Origin of the sequence: [Flexibacter] sp. ATCC 35208, from assembly GCF_001975825.1 — a bacterium.
Taxonomy (GTDB): Bacteria; Bacteroidota; Bacteroidia; order Chitinophagales; family Chitinophagaceae; genus Chitinophaga.
This window is the reverse complement of record NZ_MTKN01000028.1, coordinates 79,015-98,317: the sequence shown is the minus strand read 5'-3', so window position 1 is coordinate 98,317 and position 19,303 is coordinate 79,015. Positions and strand designations below refer to the sequence as shown.

Here is a 19,303-nt window from a genome sequence, read left to right as displayed (position 1 = left end):
GTGGGCTCGAATGTTTGCCGCCAGCTTCCTTCAGATTCGTGGTCACCCACGACACCCTTGCCTTTGGCTAATGATACGTACTGCAACGCTCATTCAGGACTTACACCCTAGAGCTTATAACCATGCCTGGCGCACACAACAAGGCAAAGCTATTACAGCTTTGCCTTTGTTATTTATACATTTGGGAAATTGATTTACGCAAGTGGGAAATCCATTATTTCCTTTTGTACTCCAATATGATCTCACTAAATGTCTTCTCCTTCTCTCCTTTATAATGAACTTCCAGTTCATCCTCCTTCTTCCACTTATATACTATCTTTTGCGGATAATCACATTCCGGGTTTTCTGCCACAAAACCATTAGCTTGTATCACCGTTACCTTGAATGGCACCGGCTTCCCACTTTTTGGATCCGACACCGCAACAATGCTGAAATACAGGTCTTTCCCTCTTCTCTCCAGTTGCATATGATCCATCTCTACACTATCCTTACCGGTTATACGATGCGTCACTCCCTGCCAGGTATTCTCATCCAACTTTATCCAATACTCTGTAAAAGTACTGTGCTTCGTAGGCATACGCCAATATCCCAATATGTGATCCACGTACTTAAAGTCGGCCGGCTTTACCTGGGCAAAACTGTTACTGCAAAACAATAACAGCAGCAGGTATTTACTGTGGTACCACAGCTTCTTCCCCATACATTTGTGGTTTATATTTTAGCGATGGCGATGGCAGGAAAGGTCCTATATTTAACGCCGCCCATTTCTCATCTACTTTACGGATCGTTTCGTCATCCGCAACAACGATATTGGGCCAGTCACGCTCAAAACCATCCAGCAGTCTGTTTTTCAGGGTACCATCCATACCTATGCCCGCCCATTCTTTACCTGGTTTGCCAGGTACAGGATTACGTACTACAAAGCTATCTCTTCTTGGATCCAGGTTATTACAAAAGCGCCACAGGGTAGTTGCCAGATCACTGACATCTACAGTGTGCTCTACAAAAATGATCATCTTGATGCCCAGCATTTCAGGCAGTGCATACAGCTGTTCATTCAGTTCCTTGATATGCAGCGGACGTGCTTTTTGTACGGCAACAAATAAACAAGGAATATCCATGGCCAGCAGACTATCATTGATCCCTTTGATTTCAGGGAAACGTTTTTGCAGTTCTTCTTTATTGATACCAGCAGGTTTGATATCCTGTACGTGACTATCCAAAATTTCTTCGTCGAATTTGGTAGTCGCGTCGATACACATCTTACCACCAAAGCCCATTTTAGAACAGGAGTGGTCAAGTACATCCATCGGACCCTGGCTGAAGTAGATGTCTGTACCAGGGTTCAGGTGCTTAAACATATATTGCGCCAGTGCTTTGTAATCACTGATAGTAGTGTGCTGATCGGCGACAACAAGGATTTTGTTGAACATCATCTGCCCCGCGCCCCACATGGCATTCATCACTTTCTGCGCCTGGCCGGCATAATCTTTCTTTATCTTGGAAATCACCAGGTTATGGAATACCCCTTCTACCGGCATTTCCATATCGATCATTTCAGGTACCATGGCCATTTTGATAGGCGCAAGGAAAATTCTTTCAGTCGCTTTACCGAGGTAAGCATCTTCCTGAGGAGGGATACCTACAATGGTAGCGGGGTATACAGCATCTTTACGATGAGTGATAGCGGTAACATGGAAACGAGGGTACCAGTCGGCCAGGGAGTAGTAACCGGTGTGGTCGCCAAATGGTCCTTCCCAGATCAGGTCTTCTTCCGGATCTACGTATCCTTCTAAAACGAAGTCCGCATCAGCAGGCACTTCGATATCTGGCTGAGAGATACATTTTACCAGTTCTACTTTCTGCTTGCGCAGGAAACCCGCCAGCATGTATTCATCCACATTTTCAGGGAGGGGTGCCGTAGCGGAATAGGTATATACAGGATCGCCACCGAGTACAACAGCTACCGGCATGCGTTTTTTCAATGCCTTGTATTCGTTGTAGTGCTTGGCGGATACTTTGTGTTTATGCCAGTGCATACCGGTCATCTGGCCATCGAACACCTGCATACGGTACATGCCTACGTTGCGGATACCGGTGTGTGGGTCTTTGGTGTGGATGACAGGGAGGGTGATGAACGGACCACCATCTTTAGGCCAGCATTGAATAACCGGGATTTTGGTGAGGTCCGGGTTGGACATAATCACTTCCTGGCAGGCGCCTTTGCCGCTGACTACTTTTGGCATCCAGCTGGCGAATTGGCCAAGTTTAGGGAGCATGGCCAGTTTATCGAGAATGCTTTCTTTGGGTTTGGAAAGCATTTTGAAGAGGTCTTCGATCTGGTGGGCAACATCGTCCAGTTCATTGACGCCCAATGCCAGGCACATCCTTTTGAGGCTACCCATGGAGTTCATGAGGACGGGGAAGTCCGTGCCGGTGTTTTCAAAAAGGAGGGCTTTACCGCCATCCGGGGATTTGCTGATCCTGTCAGTGATTTCGGAGATTTCCAGGATTGGGTCTACGAAGGTTTTGATACGGACCAGTTCTCCTGCCTTTTCCAGTGTGTCTATGAAGTGTTTCAGATTCTTATATGCCATACGGAGATTCGAAAATTTATGCGAAGGTAAACCCAAAATAAATACTTTTGCCTCCGGCAAAAGTATTTATTTTGATGTAGATGACGCTGTGGGCTGGCCTGCCAAAGGCAACCACCTCTCCCCACCCCCCCCCCCCCCCCCCCCCCCCACCTCAAACCTCCTCTCCCTCTACCCACCTCCACCTCTCCCCCAAACCACAAACACCTCAACCCACACCCACCTCTCCTCCAAACAACCTCCCTCCCCCAAAAACATTAACCACCTCCCCAAAAACAAAAAAGGCCGTCCTCCTTCGAGAACAGCCTTTACCTTAATGATATATCGATTATAAGCTAATACTTGCATTAACCACCACTCTCGGTCTCTTTACATACACCACTTCTGCTGGAGCTGGTGCCGGTGCATAAACCACTACTGGCGCTGGTGCACATACTGCTACCGGTGCTGGTGCTGGTATCACTCTCACACCTGGACGGCAATCATAATAAGCACCACGATAACTTTTACTGCAATCCTCCCAACGGCCAGCATGAACACGATAACCTCTTTCGTAACTATTTCCACGATGTACATTTTGTGCCATTGCACTTACAACGGTTCCTCCTATCAGCAGCATCATTATTACTATCTGTTTCATACTGTTTGATTTAGTTTTTGGTAAAATTGATTGGAATTGAAATATAGGAATTATAATATATACTTAAACGTTAATAGCGGCATTTAAAGTGTGTGCAGGCACTACAACATTGTTATACACATGACGGTGATAACGATGTGGCCTGTGATGCACTACATGATGATGACGATGATGTATCACCCTGTGTGGCCGATGCGGTCTGTGCGGCCTTGGAGGATGAGGCGGAAAATGCCTGTGGTGCCTTACATGATGTGGATGCGGTGACCTTGTGGGCTGAGCATCCGACACTACGAATCCTCCAATTATAAATAAAATAATGAATAATATCTTTTTCATGATCCTAACAGTTTAGTAAGTAAATTAAAGTTAGCGCGATCGGATCTTCATGAGGAGAATGGTAAAAAATAACAGGGAGGAAAAGCTTACAACCATCATAGTTCTTATCTTATTCGTTACTCTCTCCGCGATTTCTGAACTCGTTTGCTCAATGATCAGTTGCACATCACTTTCTCTTATTCCTGTATTGTCTATGAAATTTCAAGAAGTATGCCAAAAACTAAATTCCCTGAAGATCGTTGACCAGCACCAACTTACACTTACTAAAACTTTGGACAGTTTGAAACTTTCTGTTTCTTCCAGTGGTTATATGGACCACTACCGCCTCCAAAACGGTACGCCAGTGTAAATCCGGTAAACACATACCAGTCATCATACTTCTGCGAACCTCTTGGAAATCCTTCGGTAGGATACGCCCCGGAACCCCTGTAGGCATAGCGAACGGTATTGGGACCATATGCTGCCAGCAACGTATTATAATCTGCGTAACCCTTGCTCACATCATCCAGGTAGTCTGTAAATGTTTTACGTAATCCTATTTCAAAACCTGCTACCAGGTCGTCACGAATCAGGAATTTTACACCTGCACCAAATGGAATGGAAATACTTGTCAGGTTATACTGCTTACGGTCAGGATACTGTGAAAGCCCCTGCCCTTCTGTGTTCAGACCTCTCAGCTTTACTATGTCGCCACTACTATCGCGGGTGGTAGGATAAAAACTGAATACACCGACACCGCCAAATACATAAGGTGTCCAACCCTTGTCGTCTATATCAAATAAATTCAACTCAAGTCTGACATGAAACTCCATGATAGGTGAACGGAAACTCAGGTTCCTGTCTTTCAGATCTGCTCTCCTGTTTGTGCTATCTGCCCCGGCTATGCGCGCATAAGTAAGCCCTGCGCCTAAAGTGACGTGCGGACTGAGATCCCGCTTGGCAAACAATCCGATGTGATACCGGGTATATCCCATATCCACCCGTGATTGTGATAAATCACCACTGTAATTACTGATCCCTAATGCACCACCAACCTGCCAGTACTGTCCAAAAACGGCAAAGGGAAGACAAACAAATAAAGTAACTAGTACCTTCTTAGAAATAACATTCATAAAATGGTTTCTCAATGCAATTAGATTTGGCATCAACTTTCGTGATTGATTAACGAGCTTTTTTCATCGCATTTCGATAGGTATTTGCTAAGGGGTATCAGGACATTGTTTTATAACGAAGGAGACTGGCATAAAATTGTAAAGCAGGCATTCTCATTCTAAACAACGGCCGCTAAAATAATACTTTTTTGCAGGCTGAACAACTACCGCAGCAAATATCAAATACTCAAAAATTAATTGCAGAACTTGCGAACAAAGAGTTACATATAAACCAAAACACTCACACATTATCTTAAAATGCTTAGTATTAGCGGATTTACACGTTTATATTTGTTGAAACGTTTTTTTTATTATCTGCAGCTAATACCTTACTTTCGAATAGTATCAATTCATTATAAAATACTATCGGTCTTTTAGATGAAATGATCGGTTACAACAAACCTCATTTAGCCCTTATCGATTGCTCTTTATTTAAAAGTTCAGCTATGAAACAAAAACCTCCCGCCCAGGAGCAAATGGAGCTGTTTGCACTCAAAGCATTGTGTTTTGCAGATGATCATGTCTCTGATTCTTTTGAGATGAAACACGTATCTGACTGGCTCGGAATTTCCTACTCTTATTTCTACCACAGTTTTACACAGGTGATTGGAGAACCCTACTGGCAATATGTAAAACGTCACCGGCTGGAACTCTCTGCAGGGCTGCTCAGGCATAGCGGATATAACGTCAGCGAGATTTCAGAACGAACCGGTTACGCTACTGTAGCGGCATTTACAAAAGCATTTACCCAATATTATGACAAGAGTCCGCGGGGTTTCAGGAAGATCCCTACCCTCCCGAATGAGCAACGTACGCTACATTTAGTAGATGCGATTGTGAAAGCGTTTAATAAGAAAGGTGATAACCTGACTTCCTATTTTAATTTTGAGCGCACGGAGAAGGAGTACCTGCCGGATAGTATGTTATACTATACGATCTTATCCAGGGGCCAGGATCCGATAGCCCAGATGATTATGAAGATGACAAGGGAAGAGAAACGTTTGCGCAAAATCCTGCAGGCACAGGAGTTACCACAGGCAAAGGTGATTACGAGTACGCTGGATGCTGTACCGGTCACTTCATATGAACAAATGAGCATATTCGCAGGAATCTTTATACCCAGCAAGGATGTTACTTCCGGCTTTATGGATGTGGTGATGAAAGAGAACCTGATGGCTAAAAGGATACCAGCGGGCCATTATATTAAACTACCCGTGCCTATAGATTTTGCAATGGCAGGGATACCAATGTATGAGTTTATAGATCGGTATGTGAAAGAGGGCGTGTTTAAGATGAGTGGGAACCATTTCTTTATTTCTATGGTAGGGCCGAATAAGTGTGAGATCTTTATTCCTTATATGAAGCAGCTAATATAATGCATAAAAGCATTAATTAAAAAGGTCCTGCCACTAAGCAAGACCTTTTGTCTTTATAGATTTCTTAATTTACAAGCTGATTTTTCCTGTCGGCAAAATCTGTGCCCCGCGACAAGTTTACTTCCGCCTTCGGCAGAAGTGAACTTGTCGCCAAGGGCAAAACTTTATTTATTTGTGGATTGGCCAATTTATTGCTCTTTTTTACCTTCCTTTATAAAAAATCTACAAAACCATCCCATGAATGAAGTAAAGCTACCCTTTAATGCAAGACTAGCCTTCACCCTCCTCTCCCTCATCCTGCTGATGTTCATCGCCAGATCAGGACACGAGCTGCTAGTACCGCTGGCCTTCGCTTTTCTGATAGCTATCATGCTCATCCCAGTCGCCGGTTTTCTTGAAAAATGTCGCTTCTCAAGAGCCATGGCCGCACTTACCTGCATCTTATTAATCGTCATCATTCTCTTTGGGATCAGCATGATCCTTGCTTCTCAAATGGGCTCATTTGTTGCCGATTTTCCACACTTACAACAACAATTGCTACATACTATCACCGACCTTCAGGCCTGGATCAATAAGAAATTTCATATTGACGCCGCCCGCCAGATGGATTATTTAGAACAACTGGCCATGGGTACTTTAGGCTCTGCCACCGCTTTTGTGAGCACGACCTTATTATCCTTATCTTCCCTGTTGATCTTTATTATTTTCGTACTATTATATACGTTTTTCCTGCTGCTCTATCGGTCTTTACTAGTCACTTTCCTCATCACCGTGTTCGAGGCAAAACATCGTGAGACCCTGCTCAGCGTGATTGTTGAAACACGCCTGATCATCAAAGGATACCTGGCAGGACTGATGATTGAAATGGTGGTAGTCGCCGTCGTAAACTGTACCCTCTTCTGGATACTGGGTATCAAGTATGCGACACTGTTAGGCATCATGGCCGCTATATTTAATATCATTCCTTACCTGGGTATTTACGTGGCCACCGTTATTTCCATGTTGCTCACATTAACGAACAGTTCACTGGGCACTACGATACAGGTAGGTGTCGGTTTGCTCGTCGTACACTTCCTGGATAGCAATGTGCTACTGCCACGCATCGTAGGCAGCAAAGTAAAGATCAACGCACTTGTCACCATCCTCGCAGTCGTATCCGGCAACCTGCTATGGGGCGTTCCAGGCATGTTCCTCGCTATTCCATTCATTGCAATTTTGAAAATTATTTTTGAGAATATCGAACAAATGAAGCCCTGGGCCATTTTACTGGGTGACGTAACACTCAAAAAAGTGAAAGTGCGCCGGAAAAATTAAGCATGAATAATCTACATAAAGAGGTGGAAGTTCCTGTGTTGGTAGCAGATGATTTACTCCTGCGACCCATCAGTGAAAAGGATATCGCCGCATTGTTCAATTTATTTTCGTCGGAAAAGGTGACCCGCTTTATGGATATAGAACGGTTCATCAATGTATCCGAAGCAGCACAGTTAGTCGCCTTTTTCAGGGAAAAACTGTTGAGTGGGGAAGGTATGCGCTGGGGAATTTACCAACCTGACAATGATACGCTGATCGGCACCTGTGGGTTGCATCATATCAATAAAACACATTATAAAGCAGAAATGGGGTACGACCTCCTCCCCGCTTTCTGGGGAAAAGGAATAATGACCGCCTCCCTGAACCGGTTGCTCCAGTATGCTTTTGAGGAACTGGCACTGAACCGTATAGAAGCAGTGGTAGATCCGGATAATAAATTATCTATTCTCCTCCTGAAACGACTGGGGTTCCAACAGGAAGGACTGCTAAGGCAGGCATTTTTCCAGAAAGGGCAATTTGTGGATACTTATATGTTTAGCCTCCTGTCCGGCGACTACAATTACGAGTTACATTATTAAATAACGAATGGCCCTGAAAGCCCGCTATTGCAACAAGCAATAGCGGGCTTTCGGCATTTAAGGTCGGCCAGGCTTTCATCCGGACAGGAATAAGCAAACAACCATAGGTCAAAAAGTAAGGTACCCCCACCATAAACTGCTAATGACCCGTAGGTATCCCGTAGATAACCCGCCTCTATATAGATGCGGGATATTGGCGGGTTATGGGCGGCTTATGGGCGGCTTATAGGCGGGTTATCCCCGGCGAAGACCTATGGACGTGTTATAGCTGGGATAGTCCAACAGGATATAGATGGGATAAAGGTTTCCACGGGGGGTATTTCAGCATACCATAAGCATCACGCCAAAGGAATTGACATGGATAAAGGTTTCCATGGGGGGGTATTTCAGCATACCATAAGTAGCACGCCAAAGGTATTGACATGGGATAAGGGTTTCCACCGGGGGTATTTCAGCATACCATAAGCAGCACGCCAAAGGTATTGACATGGGATAAGGGTTTCCACGGGGGGTATTTCAGCATTGCTGGCATTACAAACACCATGATCTTTCCTTTCCAAAAACTTTATATTTTTGCTCCCATGCAATTCAGAAACGCCACCACCCACGACATGCCGGCTATCGTAGCCATCTACAACAGCACCATCGCCGGCCGTATGGTCACCGCCGACACAGAACCTGTATCCGTAGAAAGCCGCATGCCCTGGTTCAATGTTCACAACCCGGAAAAGCGCCCGCTATGGGTAGTAGAAGAAAATGGAATCATGATAGGCTGGGTGAGCTTCCAGTCCTTTTATGGCCGGCCGGCCTACGACGGTACCGCCGAAATCAGTATCTATTTAGATGAGCGTCAACGAGGTAAGGGTTATGGCAAAAAAATACTGGAATACGCCATGGCACAATGCCCGTCCATCGGCATAAAATCACTGCTGGGATTTATCTTCTCCCACAATGAGCCAAGTATTAAATTATTTGAGAAACTGGGTTTCACTTCCTGGGCACATCTGCCCAACATCGCCGTATTGGATGGCGTAGAAAGAAGCCTGGATATTTTAGGAAAGCGGATTTACTAAGACGACAATCTTATATACACACCTGCGGGCGCCGCTGATAATATGGTCAGCGCGCTCGACCTCCACCCCGTCACCCATCAGGTTTTTAAAGGTTTTGAGTTCTGATTTACAGATGTTTGCGCAGTTAATAGCAGCATTACAGATCGGACAGTGGTTTTCTATAAAGAAATATCCCCCTTCCCCATCTTCTGCCCACTCCGCCAGGTATCCTTCCCGGGTACGCAGGGCAGCAAATGCTTCCAGCTTATCTGCTACCTCCGTAATGCCTGACAGGGCATTAAAATATTTTTCATTCTGCTGCTGTTCCCTGGCGGCAACAACTTTATCGAGGGCATCTTCGCCCAGCTCCACCCTGATCGTCTCTAATAATTGTAAGGTAAATTCTGCATGCGTATCAGGAAAATGAGCATGCCCCACCGGCGTCAGATCCCAGATCTGTACCGGACGTCCAACTCCCTTTGATGTTGTTACCGACATCACCAGTCCTTCTTCTGCCAGTTTCAGCAGTTGCAGCCGGGCGCCTTCTCCTGTTATATTCAAAGCAGCCGCCAGCATAGCGGCCGACTGAGGCCCCTTCGTTTTCAGTAACTGCAAAAATCTATCTGCAGTCGCTTTCGTGATGGGTTTATAATTTTCCAAGTATTTACTTGTTTTATTCTCAAATGTCGTAATTTTGTGGGAGACAAAAAAATTTGTTGCGACAATCAACGAGCTCCACGGCCTAAAAGCCCTGAAGCTTAACAGTAAATAAAAGGACATAGATGAACGTCTTGATCTTCAATGGAACGATGGACACCGCTCCTTATACCACGGCTAACAGACTGTCTGCCTATTTTGAAGAACAGTTCCGCCAAAAAGGCTTCTCTACAGAAGTATTTAGTCCAAAAGGCGGTCACATACCGTTCTTTGAATATCCAAAAGGCGATATGCCTGAACCCGTAAAGGCCATGTGCGATGCGTTTTGCAAAGCAGATGTGCTGGTATGGCTGACTCCCCTCTATCATGGAAGTATGACCGGGGTCATGAAAAATGCGCTGGACTGGTTAGAAATGACCAGCAAACTCAGTAATCCATATTTAACCGGAAAGGTCGTAGCTTTGGTGTCCTGGGGCGATGGTCATCAGGCCATGCAGGGTATCAACGCGATGGATTCCGTAGCGAAAGCATTGAGAGCGTGGGTATTACCCTACTCCGTTCCCATCATGAAAGAACACCTGTATACCGCTGACGGTAAAGATTTTACCGCGCCATACAAGAATAAGTTCGATCGCCTGGTCTCTCTTTTAGGAGAAGCACAGGTTTTGAAACACATAAAGTAATAGGTTCATATCATAAAAAAGGAAGCATTATGATAACAGTATCAGATAAAGCTAGCTTATATATCAAGGACTTGATGACCAAGGAAAACCATGCAGCTGACACCTTTGTTCGCGTAGGCGTAAAGGGAGGCGGTTGCTCAGGCCTGGAATATGTACTGAAATTTGAAGAGTCAGAAAAACAGGAAGGCGATCAAATCTTTGAAGATAAAGGTGTTAAGATAGTAGTACAGATGAAAAGCCTCTTGTATCTTTACGGCACAGAATTAGACTATAGCGACGGTCTGAACGGTAAAGGGCTTTTCTTTAACAATCCAAATGCTACCCGTACATGTAGTTGTGGCGAGAGCTTCGCTGTATAATAATTAAATAAAAACAGCAGGCCAGCAACCTTAATTAATCCGGAAAATGAGAAATAGCAACGAAATAATTGACGACATAGCCAACAAGGAATACGAGTTTGGCTTCACCACCGACATCGAGATGGAAATGGCACCCGTTGGCCTCAACGAGGATACCATTCGCTACATCTCAGCTAAAAAGGAAGAACCTGAATGGCTCCTTCAATGGCGCCTGAAGGCATTCGCTGCCTTCCAGAAAATGCAGTGGCCAGCATGGCAGCACTTTAAAATGCCGGAAATAGACCTGCAGAAGATCTCTTTCTATGCCGCTCCAAAAAGAAAATCATTAACCAGCCTGGATGAAGTTGATCCTGAAATCCTGGCTACCATGGAGAAGCTGGGTATCCCCCTGAATGAGCAGAAAGCGCTCTCCGGTGTGGCTGTAGACGTGGTGTTCGATAGCGTATCCGTTGCTACTACTTTCCGCGAAAAATTAGGTGAACTCGGTGTCATTTTCTGCTCCTTTGGCGAAGCAGTACGTGAACATCCAGAGCTGGTAAAAGAATACCTGGGTACCGTAGTTCCTCACTCTGACAACATCTTTGCCGCGCTGAATGCAGCAGTATTCTCCGATGGCTCATTTGTATACATTCCAAAAGGCGTACGCTGTCCAATGGAACTGAGCACCTACTTCCGTATCAATGCGGAAAATACAGGTCAGTTCGAACGTACCCTCATCATCTGCGACGATAATGCCTACGTAAGTTATCTCGAAGGCTGTACGGCTCCACGCCGCGATGAAAACCAGCTGCACGCTGCAGTTGTGGAACTCATTGCGCTGAACCATGCAGAGATCAAATACTCTACTGTTCAAAACTGGTATCCCGGTGATAAAGACGGTAAAGGTGGTATTTACAACTTCGTAACCAAACGTGGTATCTGTAAAGGAAATAGCAGCAAGATCTCCTGGACACAGGTAGAAACCGGCTCCGCTATCACCTGGAAATATCCAAGTGTGATCCTGCAGGGCGATGATGCTGAAGGCGAATTCTATTCCGTAGCAGTAACCCGCAACAAGCAGATTGCTGATACCGGAACCAAAATATATCACCTGGGTCGCAACACCCGCAGCCGTATCATTTCAAAAGGTATTTCTGCAGGCACCAGTGATAATACCTATCGCGGTCTTGTACAGGTAGGTCCACGTGCTGCCAATGCACGTAACTTTACCCAGTGCGACTCCCTGCTCATAGGCGATCGCTGTGGCGCTCACACCTTCCCTTACATCGAATCAAAGAATAGCACCGCTACTGTAGAACACGAAGCGACTACTTCCAAGATCGGGGAAGACCAGATCTTCTACCTCAACCAACGTGGTATCAATACAGAACAGGCAGTAGCCCTCATCGTGAACGGTTATGCAAAGGAAGTATTGAACCAGCTCCCCATGGAGTTCGCAGTAGAAGCGCAAAAACTGCTGTCCATTACACTTGAAGGTAGTGTAGGATAACAGACAAGGAAAGATATATTATTTACAAAGCAAACAACAGAGAAACAAAACATATCATGCTGACGATTAAAAATCTGCACGCAGAAGTAGACGGTAAGAAAATATTAAAGGGCCTGAACCTGGAAATCAAAGCTGGTGAGATGCATGCCATCATGGGACCTAACGGTGCCGGCAAAAGCTCCCTGGCTTCTGTGCTCGCTGGTCGTGAGAACTATACAGTGACTGAAGGTGAAGTGATCTTCGACGGCAAAAACCTGCTGGACATGGCTCCTGAAGACCGCGCCCGTGAAGGTGTGTTCCTGGCATTCCAGTACCCTGTAGAAATTCCAGGTGTATCTAACCTGAATTTCCTCAAGACTGCGCTGAACGAGATCAGAGCTTACCATAGCCTGCCTGCAATCGAAGCAAAGGAATTCCTGAAACTGACCAAAGAGAAACAGCAGATGATGGACTTTAATGCTAACCTGATGAACCGCTCTCTGAATGAAGGTTTTTCCGGTGGTGAAAAGAAACGTAACGAAGTTTTCCAGATGGCTATGCTGGATCCTAAATTCGCTATCCTCGACGAAACTGACTCTGGTCTGGACATCGATGCGCTGCGTATTGTAGCAAGCGGTGTAAACAAACTGCGTGCTGCTGACAAAGCATTCATGGTGATCACTCACTATCAACGTCTGCTCGATTATATCGTACCTGACTTTGTACACGTACTGGCTGATGGGGTGATCGTAAAAACAGGTAACAAAGACCTGGCGCTGGAACTGGAAGAAAAGGGCTACGACTGGCTGAAAGAAGATGTACATCAGAAAGAATCGGTATAAGTTTTTAACTCAGGCAATCGGTCTATAGATTTCAACACATGACTAGCGATATCAATAAATCATTTTACGACTTTATATCCAACGGGATGCCGGGTCCTGAACAGCAGGTAGACGTGAACAACGCCATCCTGCCTGCGCGTAAAGAGGCGTTTAGCCGCTTTCGCTCCCTGGGCCTTCCAACCCTCAAAACTGAAGAATGGCGCTATACTAACATACAGCGCTATCTGAAAGATGTATTCACCCTGGCAGAAGAAGAGCTATCAACTGTAACTGCCGAACAACTGCGCGGCGCGAGCATTCCTAAACTGGACAGCTATACCGCTGTACTGGTAAACGGACGCCTGCAACCGGAGTTGTCTCAACTGCCTGCTGATGGAAAAATCACTATTTCCAAAATCAGCGATGCCGCCGGGAATGCTCAACTCCAGGCATGGTTCGATAAACACCCTCACCTGCAAAAACAACCTTTTGCAGCCCTCAATGCAGCCTTCTTTGCCGATGGTCTGTTCATTGAAGCAGGTGTAAACGCCAGCCTCGATAAACCACTGCACATCATTCATGTATATACAGCCGCTGTAAACGCTTTTATTCAGCCCCGCCACCTGGTGATACTGCATAAAAGCGCTACCCTCGAAATCATCGAGAGCTCAGTAGGTCTGAACAAAGAAGCGATCACATTTGTGAACAGCGTAACGGAAGTAGTACTGGAAGAGAACGCGGAACTCTGGCATTACAATGTACAGAGCACTATTAAAAATAGCCGCCACATCTACCACACCTCTGCCCTGCAGAAAGCTGACAGCCGCTACCATCACTTCAACTTCACCCTGCCTGCAGCTGAGCTTACGCGCAATAACCTGAGCGTGGCACTGACCGGCAGCAATACAGAGACCAACCTGCATGGCCTCTTCCTCGCTACCGAACAGCAGCATGTAGATAACCATACCTTCGTGGACCACCAGGTACCCAATTGTAACAGTAATGAACTGTACAAAGGCGTACTGCTGGATAATGCCAAAGGTGTTTTTACCGGCAAGATCATGGTTCACCAGGATGCGCAGAAAACAAACGCTTTCCAGCAGAATAATAACCTGCTGATGAGCGAAAAGGCAAATATCAACTCACAGCCACAGCTGGAAATATATGCTGACGACGTGAAGTGTAGCCACGGTTTTACCGTAGGCCGCTTTAGCGAAGAAGCATTGTTCTACCTCCGCTCCCGTGGTATTGGTGCTGAAGCTGCCAAAACACTCATGGTAAATGCATTTGCTTTTGATATTACCGACCAGGTACATATCCCTGCATTACAGGAGTTCCTCTCCGATAAGATCCGCAGGTATGTAACCGGCGCTATCAATAATTAATTCCGTAAGAAATTACGATCTTTGCAGGAGGTCATGTCGTCTTAGTATGACATGACCTCCGTCTTTTCAAAATTGAATAATATGGCACACGTTCCAGATATCGCTGCACCGGCATTAGATATAGATAAGATCAGAAAGGATTTCCCGCTGTTGCAGGAAAAGGTGTATGGTAAACCGCTTGTATATCTTGATAATTCAGCTACGACCCAAAAGCCACAGGTAGTGCTGGATACGCTGGAGCAATATTATAAGCAATACAATAGTAATGTGCATCGTGGGGTGCACCACCTGAGCCAGGTGGCTTCTGAAGCGTATGAAGGCGCCCGTCATATCATTGCAGGTTTTATCAATGCACAGGAGCATGAAGAAGTGATCTTTACCAAAGGAACCACCGATAGCATCAACCTGATCGCAAATGTATTTGGCAGAGGCATCATTAAGCCTGGTGATGAAGTGATTGTGTCTGCAATGGAACACCATTCCAATATCGTTCCCTGGCAGATTATGTGTGAAGACAGAGGAGCTGTGTTGAAAGTGATTCCGATGGATGAGAATGGAGAGTTGATCATGAGTGAATACACGAACCTGCTCTCTGATAAAACGAGGATTGTGAGTGTGGCGTATGTATCTAATTCATTAGGTACCGTGAACCCGGTGCGTGACATTATCGCACAGGCACATGCGCGCAATATTCCTGTGATGCTGGATGCCGCACAGGCTATTCAACATATGCCGCTGGATGTACAGGAACTGGATGCTGATTTCATCGCATTTTCAGGGCATAAATTGTATGGTCCGACCGGTATTGGTATCTTGTATGGTAAGAGAGAATGGTTGGATAAACTGCCTCCTTACCAGGGCGGTGGCGATATGATCAAGACCGTAACATTTGCAAAGACGACTTACAATGAATTGCCATTTAAATTTGAAGCAGGTACCCCTGATATCAGTGGTGCGATTGCTTTGGGTGCGGCAGTGAAATATGTGCAGGAGATTGGGATAGAAAATATTCATGCGTACGAGGAGCAATTGGTGAACTATGCAGTGGAGCAATTGTCTACCGTAGAAGGGCTGCGATTCATTGGGAATCCCAAGCATAGATCTGGTGCAATTTCGTTTTTAGTGGGTGCAATCCATCCGTACGACCTGGGTGAGTTGCTGGATAAGCAGGGCGTGGCGATCAGAACGGGTCACCATTGTGCAGAGCCGGTGATGGATTTCTTTTGCATTCCGGGTACGGTGAGAGCGAGTTTTGCAATGTATACAAATAAGGAAGATATTGACAGACTGGTGGTGGCGATCAATCGCGCTGCGGGAATGTTGAGATAATTTCAGAGTTGAGATAAATTCAGGAGAGAATTTTCTTAGAAGAAAATTCTCTCCTGAATTTACATGCCGGTATTCGGCCGGATTTTATTAAACAGGAAGTATGACGATCAACGAAAAACAAGACGAGCTCATTTCTGACTTCTCCTTTATGGATGAATGGATGGATAAGTATGAATACATTATCCAGCTTGGTAAGGATCTGCCACTGATAGACCCGAAATATAAAACAGACGATAACCTCATCAAAGGTTGCCAGTCACAGGTATGGCTGCATACTGACCTGGTAGATGGTAAACTCATTTTCACAGCAGACAGTGATGCCGTGATCACAAAAGGATTGGTGAGTTTATTGGTAGGTGTATTATCCGGCCACACGCCAAAGGAAATTGCCGAATCTGAAATTTATTTTATCGACGAAATTGGCCTGCGCAGCCACTTGTCTCCTACCCGCTCCAATGGTTTGCTGAGCATGCTTAAGCAAATGAAAATATACGGATTAGCTTACCAGGTAAAATCGCAACAATGAACTTAAGAGATCAGATAGAGGATGTACTGAAGACAGTATATGATCCTGAAATTCCGGTGAATATATGGGAACTGGGATTGATTTATGAAATCAGGATTAATGATGATAACAGAGTAGGGATTACAATGACGCTGACAGCCCCTGCCTGCCCGGTAGCGGGAGATATTGTACGTGAGGTAGACGAGAAGGTAAAAGCGGTGGAAGGTGTGACAGATTGTGATGTGACGCTTACTTTTGAACCTGCGTGGAATAGGGATATGATGAGTGAAGAGGCGAAACTGGAATTAGGTTTTATGTAATATTGAAATTGGCAGAGCTGACCCAAAAGGGTACGCCTCTCGGGTAGGTGATGGAGCCGAAATTGCTCTTACGCAATTCTGAACGCGTTCATTTTACTTTTTAGTCAGCTCCGCCAATTTTTTATTTAGCCTCTTTCAATATATACCTTTGATTATCTTTTTTCAATGCGTATCTGATGGTCTTTAATTGTTTACCATCAGGAAATTTCCTCACTAAATAACGCTGCTGAATAAAAAAGGTATCCCTACCATTATATCCTGGAATACTATCCTTATCTACATCCCCCGAGAAGATTCTTACCGCTTTGTGTTGTATAAAAGTCAATCCATACACACTGCCCTCCGCATCTGTTCCATCTGATTTTGTAAATGCAAACACTTCCGGATTACCATCCCCATCCAGGTCACTTACGTCCATATTGGTTACTTTCCCCTTCACATCATATATCACCGTACTATCCGGCGCAGGTTTTGTCGTATCCCCTCTCAGGTCCTGTGAAGAGATCATGAGTGATCGCCCTGATCCATCTCCACTTACTTTCACCACAAATTTATAATTTCCTTTTACCATCACACCCGAACTCCGCAGTCCTTCTGCAGTCTTAAACTGCTGTGCCTGCGTTGCGATATCCTCACTACCGGGGGTTCCCTGTTGTTTCTCATCCGCCATCTGGTCCGAAGTCTTTACAGGGTTATTACAGGCTATGGCAGATATTATTATGATTCCGAAAAGTTGTAGAGCTTTCATCCTGATTACGTTTATAATTATGTGCAACAAGGATAATGCCATCACCACTCATCCATTAGCTGTTTGATATGTAATGGTAAAATTTTATATTTGCCCCTATCAATTGACGATTGCGAACTAATATGCTTCAACTAAAAACCGATCATACTTTTCGGAACAGGTTTTTATTTGTTTTCCTGTTAATGACCATTTTTAATGGTTTGACGGGGTATGCTACGAATAATCGTTTATATGATGTAAGGTTGCAGGTACAACCAGGAAGCTGTGCACAGGATGTGTCGTTGCAAACCAGCAACCTTCAGCATCGTGCTCAGGCAGTTCAACGCCCTCAGGACTTTTTGTTCCGTACGCAGCCTGCACATCGTCCGCAGGAATTGTCTTTCCGCCCGCAAACTTCCCACCGCCCTCACTTTGATCTCAAACCTTCTCATTTTTTCCTGCATCTCCCGCATTTATTGATGGAAGACCTGCCGGAAGACATCACTGAGGATCAGATTGCATACATTTCCCGTGCGCACGACCCTCGTCAGAAGCGCCGATTCTATATTTCTGCTACTTCACAGCAATACTCATTTACAACACGCCTACAACAGTTACAGCTCCTCCTGGTCCAATATATACCAGGGAATGAAAACAAAACCGGCATCTACCAATGGCATGATGCCTTTCTACCCGCCTACTATAAGTTTCTCTTCAGGTACACCCTCTTTTGAGCAATTCCTTATTTATAGATGATGAAATAAGAATTGTATTACCATGTATACAAGGCCCCCGTTATGAATGATACGTCATAGGGGCATGCTATTGTATACGCGAAAAAAATGATTGATACCTGTCATGCGCACAACTACTGTGATATTGATGAGCATCGCCCTTGGGGGATGTATTACCAAAGGAGAAAAAAATAATACGAAGGATAACCTGAACACTTATCCTGTAGTGCAGCTTGCACTTACAGACACCATATTACACAAGAATTATGTAGCCGATATTGAGGCAGTACGGAATGTAGAGATCCGTGCCCGTGTAAACGGGTTCCTCAATAAGATCTATGTAGACGAGGGGCAACATGTACAACAGGGACAATTACTCTTTAGTCTCAACGACGAAGAGTTCAGAGCTGAACTGGCACGCGCCAAAGCCGCTTTCAGCAGTGCGATTGCAGATGCAAAGACGGCGCAGCTGGAACAATCAAGGGTACAATTGCTGGTCGATAAAAAGGTGATTGCCAAAACAGAACTGGAAGTGGCCAGCGCGAAAGTAGCTGCGGCCAATGCCAGAGTGGAAGAGGTACGCAGTGCAGAAACCAATGCCGCTACACGGCTTGCATATACGTCTATCCGTGCGCCATTTACCGGTTATATTGATAGATTACCTTCTAAAGCGGGAAGCCTGATCGCCGAAGGTGCGCTGCTGACTTCAGTTTCAGACATTCAGGATATGTATGCTTACTTCAATGTATCCGAGACTGAATACTTACAGCATAAGCGGAGTGCACAGGATAACCAGCATGCAGAAGTAGAGCTGGTACTGGCGGATGGTTCCCTCTATCCTTATAAAGGGAAGATAGAGACGATCGAAAGTGAATTTGAAGAAAGTACGGGGTCCATTGCATTCAGAGCGAAATTTCCAAATCCGAAAGCGTTGCTGAAACATGGCGCCAGTGGTAAGATACAACTAGCTGCTGATTTGGATAGCACGATGCTGATTCCACAGAAGGCGGTGTTTGAAATGCAGGATAAAAATTATGTATTCCTGCTGGATGCAAATAATCATGTAAAGATGAAAAGCTTTAGTCCGGGACCGAGGATGGCTAACTGTTACATTGTACAGGCAGGTCTGAAGCCGGGAGACAGGGTAGTGTACGAAGGGGTACGCAATCTTAGAGAGGGTATGCAGATCAATCCGACGGTGATTCCGCTGGATAGTATCAGGGCATTGTAATGATCAGTGCATTGCAGTGATCAATCCGACGGTGATTTCGCTG

General features: G+C 45.2%; 20 protein-coding genes. 14 read left to right on the top strand and 6 right to left on the bottom strand.

What is annotated here, in order from left to right; genetic code table 11:
• Positions 1–214: 214 nt before the first annotated feature.
• The 4 genes from BW716_RS18585 to BW716_RS18560 form a co-directional block, all read right to left on the bottom strand.
• Positions 215–700 (bottom strand): DUF6265 family protein, encoded by a 486-nt coding sequence (locus BW716_RS18585; protein ID WP_083724701.1) that lies wholly within the window; start codon positions 698–700, stop codon positions 215–217.
• The gene (locus BW716_RS18580; protein ID WP_083724699.1) at positions 672–2,597 is read right to left on the bottom strand and encodes a menaquinone biosynthesis decarboxylase; all 1,926 of its coding nucleotides are present in this window, start codon (positions 2,595–2,597) and stop codon (positions 672–674) included. Before BW716_RS18580 ends, BW716_RS18585 begins: the two co-directional genes overlap by 29 nt.
• 325 nt (positions 2,598–2,922) lie before the next feature.
• Positions 2,923–3,234 (bottom strand): hypothetical protein, encoded by a 312-nt coding sequence (locus BW716_RS18570; RefSeq protein WP_083724695.1) that lies wholly within the window; start codon positions 3,232–3,234, stop codon positions 2,923–2,925.
• 599 nt (positions 3,235–3,833) lie between these two features.
• Positions 3,834–4,682, bottom strand: coding sequence for a DUF6089 family protein (locus tag BW716_RS18560; protein ID WP_083724693.1), 849 nt, complete (start codon positions 4,680–4,682; stop codon positions 3,834–3,836).
• Between the two features lie 485 nt (positions 4,683–5,167).
• Between BW716_RS18560 and BW716_RS18555 the strand changes: the two genes are divergently transcribed.
• The 4 genes from BW716_RS18555 (at position 5,168) to BW716_RS18535 (ending at position 9,062) form a co-directional block, all read left to right on the top strand.
• A complete protein-coding gene (locus BW716_RS18555; RefSeq protein WP_179091177.1) occupies positions 5,168–6,097 on the top strand; it encodes an AraC family transcriptional regulator in 930 nt (309 codons plus the stop codon).
• A gap of 237 nt (positions 6,098–6,334) precedes the next feature.
• A complete protein-coding gene (locus BW716_RS18550; RefSeq protein ID WP_083724689.1) occupies positions 6,335–7,411 on the top strand; it encodes an AI-2E family transporter in 1,077 nt (358 codons plus the stop codon).
• A 2-nt stretch (positions 7,412–7,413) separates the two neighbouring features.
• Positions 7,414–7,989 carry a GNAT family N-acetyltransferase gene (locus tag BW716_RS18545; protein WP_083724687.1) on the top strand — a complete coding sequence of 192 codons (576 nt, stop codon included), beginning with the start codon at positions 7,414–7,416 and terminating at the stop codon, positions 7,987–7,989.
• Between the two features lie 581 nt (positions 7,990–8,570).
• Positions 8,571–9,062, top strand: coding sequence for a GNAT family N-acetyltransferase (locus BW716_RS18535; RefSeq protein WP_083724719.1), 492 nt, complete (start codon positions 8,571–8,573; stop codon positions 9,060–9,062).
• Here BW716_RS18535 and BW716_RS18530 read toward each other — a convergent pair.
• Complete coding sequence (locus BW716_RS18530; RefSeq protein ID WP_083724683.1) at positions 9,042–9,701, bottom strand: metalloregulator ArsR/SmtB family transcription factor; 660 nt, start codon at positions 9,699–9,701, stop codon at positions 9,042–9,044. The two genes, BW716_RS18535 and BW716_RS18530, sit on opposite strands and share 21 nt — an antisense overlap.
• A gap of 122 nt (positions 9,702–9,823) precedes the next feature.
• Between BW716_RS18530 and BW716_RS18525 the strand changes: the two genes are divergently transcribed.
• From BW716_RS18525 to BW716_RS18490, 8 genes are all read left to right on the top strand, one after another.
• Positions 9,824–10,381, top strand: coding sequence for an NADPH-dependent FMN reductase (locus BW716_RS18525; protein ID WP_083724681.1), 558 nt, complete (start codon positions 9,824–9,826; stop codon positions 10,379–10,381).
• A 29-nt stretch (positions 10,382–10,410) separates the two neighbouring features.
• On the top strand, positions 10,411–10,740 hold the full coding sequence (locus BW716_RS18520; RefSeq protein ID WP_083724679.1) for an iron-sulfur cluster assembly accessory protein: 330 nt from the start codon (positions 10,411–10,413) through the stop codon (positions 10,738–10,740).
• A 46-nt stretch (positions 10,741–10,786) separates the two neighbouring features.
• A complete protein-coding gene (gene sufB, locus BW716_RS18515) occupies positions 10,787–12,229 on the top strand; it encodes a Fe-S cluster assembly protein SufB (protein ID WP_083724677.1) in 1,443 nt (480 codons plus the stop codon).
• 56 nt (positions 12,230–12,285) lie between these two features.
• Entirely contained in the window at positions 12,286–13,050 is a 765-nt protein-coding gene (gene sufC, locus BW716_RS18510) for a Fe-S cluster assembly ATPase SufC (protein ID WP_083724675.1), read from the top strand.
• Between the two features lie 38 nt (positions 13,051–13,088).
• Entirely contained in the window at positions 13,089–14,414 is a 1,326-nt protein-coding gene (gene sufD / locus BW716_RS18505; RefSeq protein WP_083724673.1) for a Fe-S cluster assembly protein SufD, read from the top strand.
• Positions 14,415–14,513: 99 nt separating this feature from the next.
• The gene (locus BW716_RS18500) at positions 14,514–15,743 is read left to right on the top strand and encodes an aminotransferase class V-fold PLP-dependent enzyme (protein WP_220388788.1); all 1,230 of its coding nucleotides are present in this window, start codon (positions 14,514–14,516) and stop codon (positions 15,741–15,743) included.
• A 100-nt stretch (positions 15,744–15,843) separates the two neighbouring features.
• The gene (locus tag BW716_RS18495) at positions 15,844–16,269 is read left to right on the top strand and encodes a SufE family protein (RefSeq protein WP_083724671.1); all 426 of its coding nucleotides are present in this window, start codon (positions 15,844–15,846) and stop codon (positions 16,267–16,269) included.
• The gene (locus BW716_RS18490; protein WP_083724669.1) at positions 16,266–16,568 is read left to right on the top strand and encodes an iron-sulfur cluster assembly protein; all 303 of its coding nucleotides are present in this window, start codon (positions 16,266–16,268) and stop codon (positions 16,566–16,568) included. Before BW716_RS18495 ends, BW716_RS18490 begins: the two co-directional genes overlap by 4 nt.
• A gap of 121 nt (positions 16,569–16,689) precedes the next feature.
• On the opposite strand, the gene BW716_RS18485 is transcribed toward BW716_RS18490, so the two are convergent.
• Positions 16,690–17,316, bottom strand: coding sequence for a hypothetical protein (locus BW716_RS18485; protein ID WP_083724667.1), 627 nt, complete (start codon positions 17,314–17,316; stop codon positions 16,690–16,692).
• A gap of 182 nt (positions 17,317–17,498) precedes the next feature.
• Between BW716_RS18485 and BW716_RS18480 the strand changes: the two genes are divergently transcribed.
• Both BW716_RS18480 and BW716_RS18475 read left to right on the top strand, forming a co-directional pair.
• Positions 17,499–18,029, top strand: coding sequence for a hypothetical protein (locus BW716_RS18480; RefSeq protein ID WP_083724665.1), 531 nt, complete (start codon positions 17,499–17,501; stop codon positions 18,027–18,029).
• A 124-nt stretch (positions 18,030–18,153) separates the two neighbouring features.
• Positions 18,154–19,260, top strand: a complete 1,107-nt coding sequence (locus BW716_RS18475; RefSeq protein WP_083724663.1) for an efflux RND transporter periplasmic adaptor subunit — start codon at positions 18,154–18,156, stop codon at positions 19,258–19,260.
• Positions 19,261–19,303: the final 43 nt, after the last annotated feature.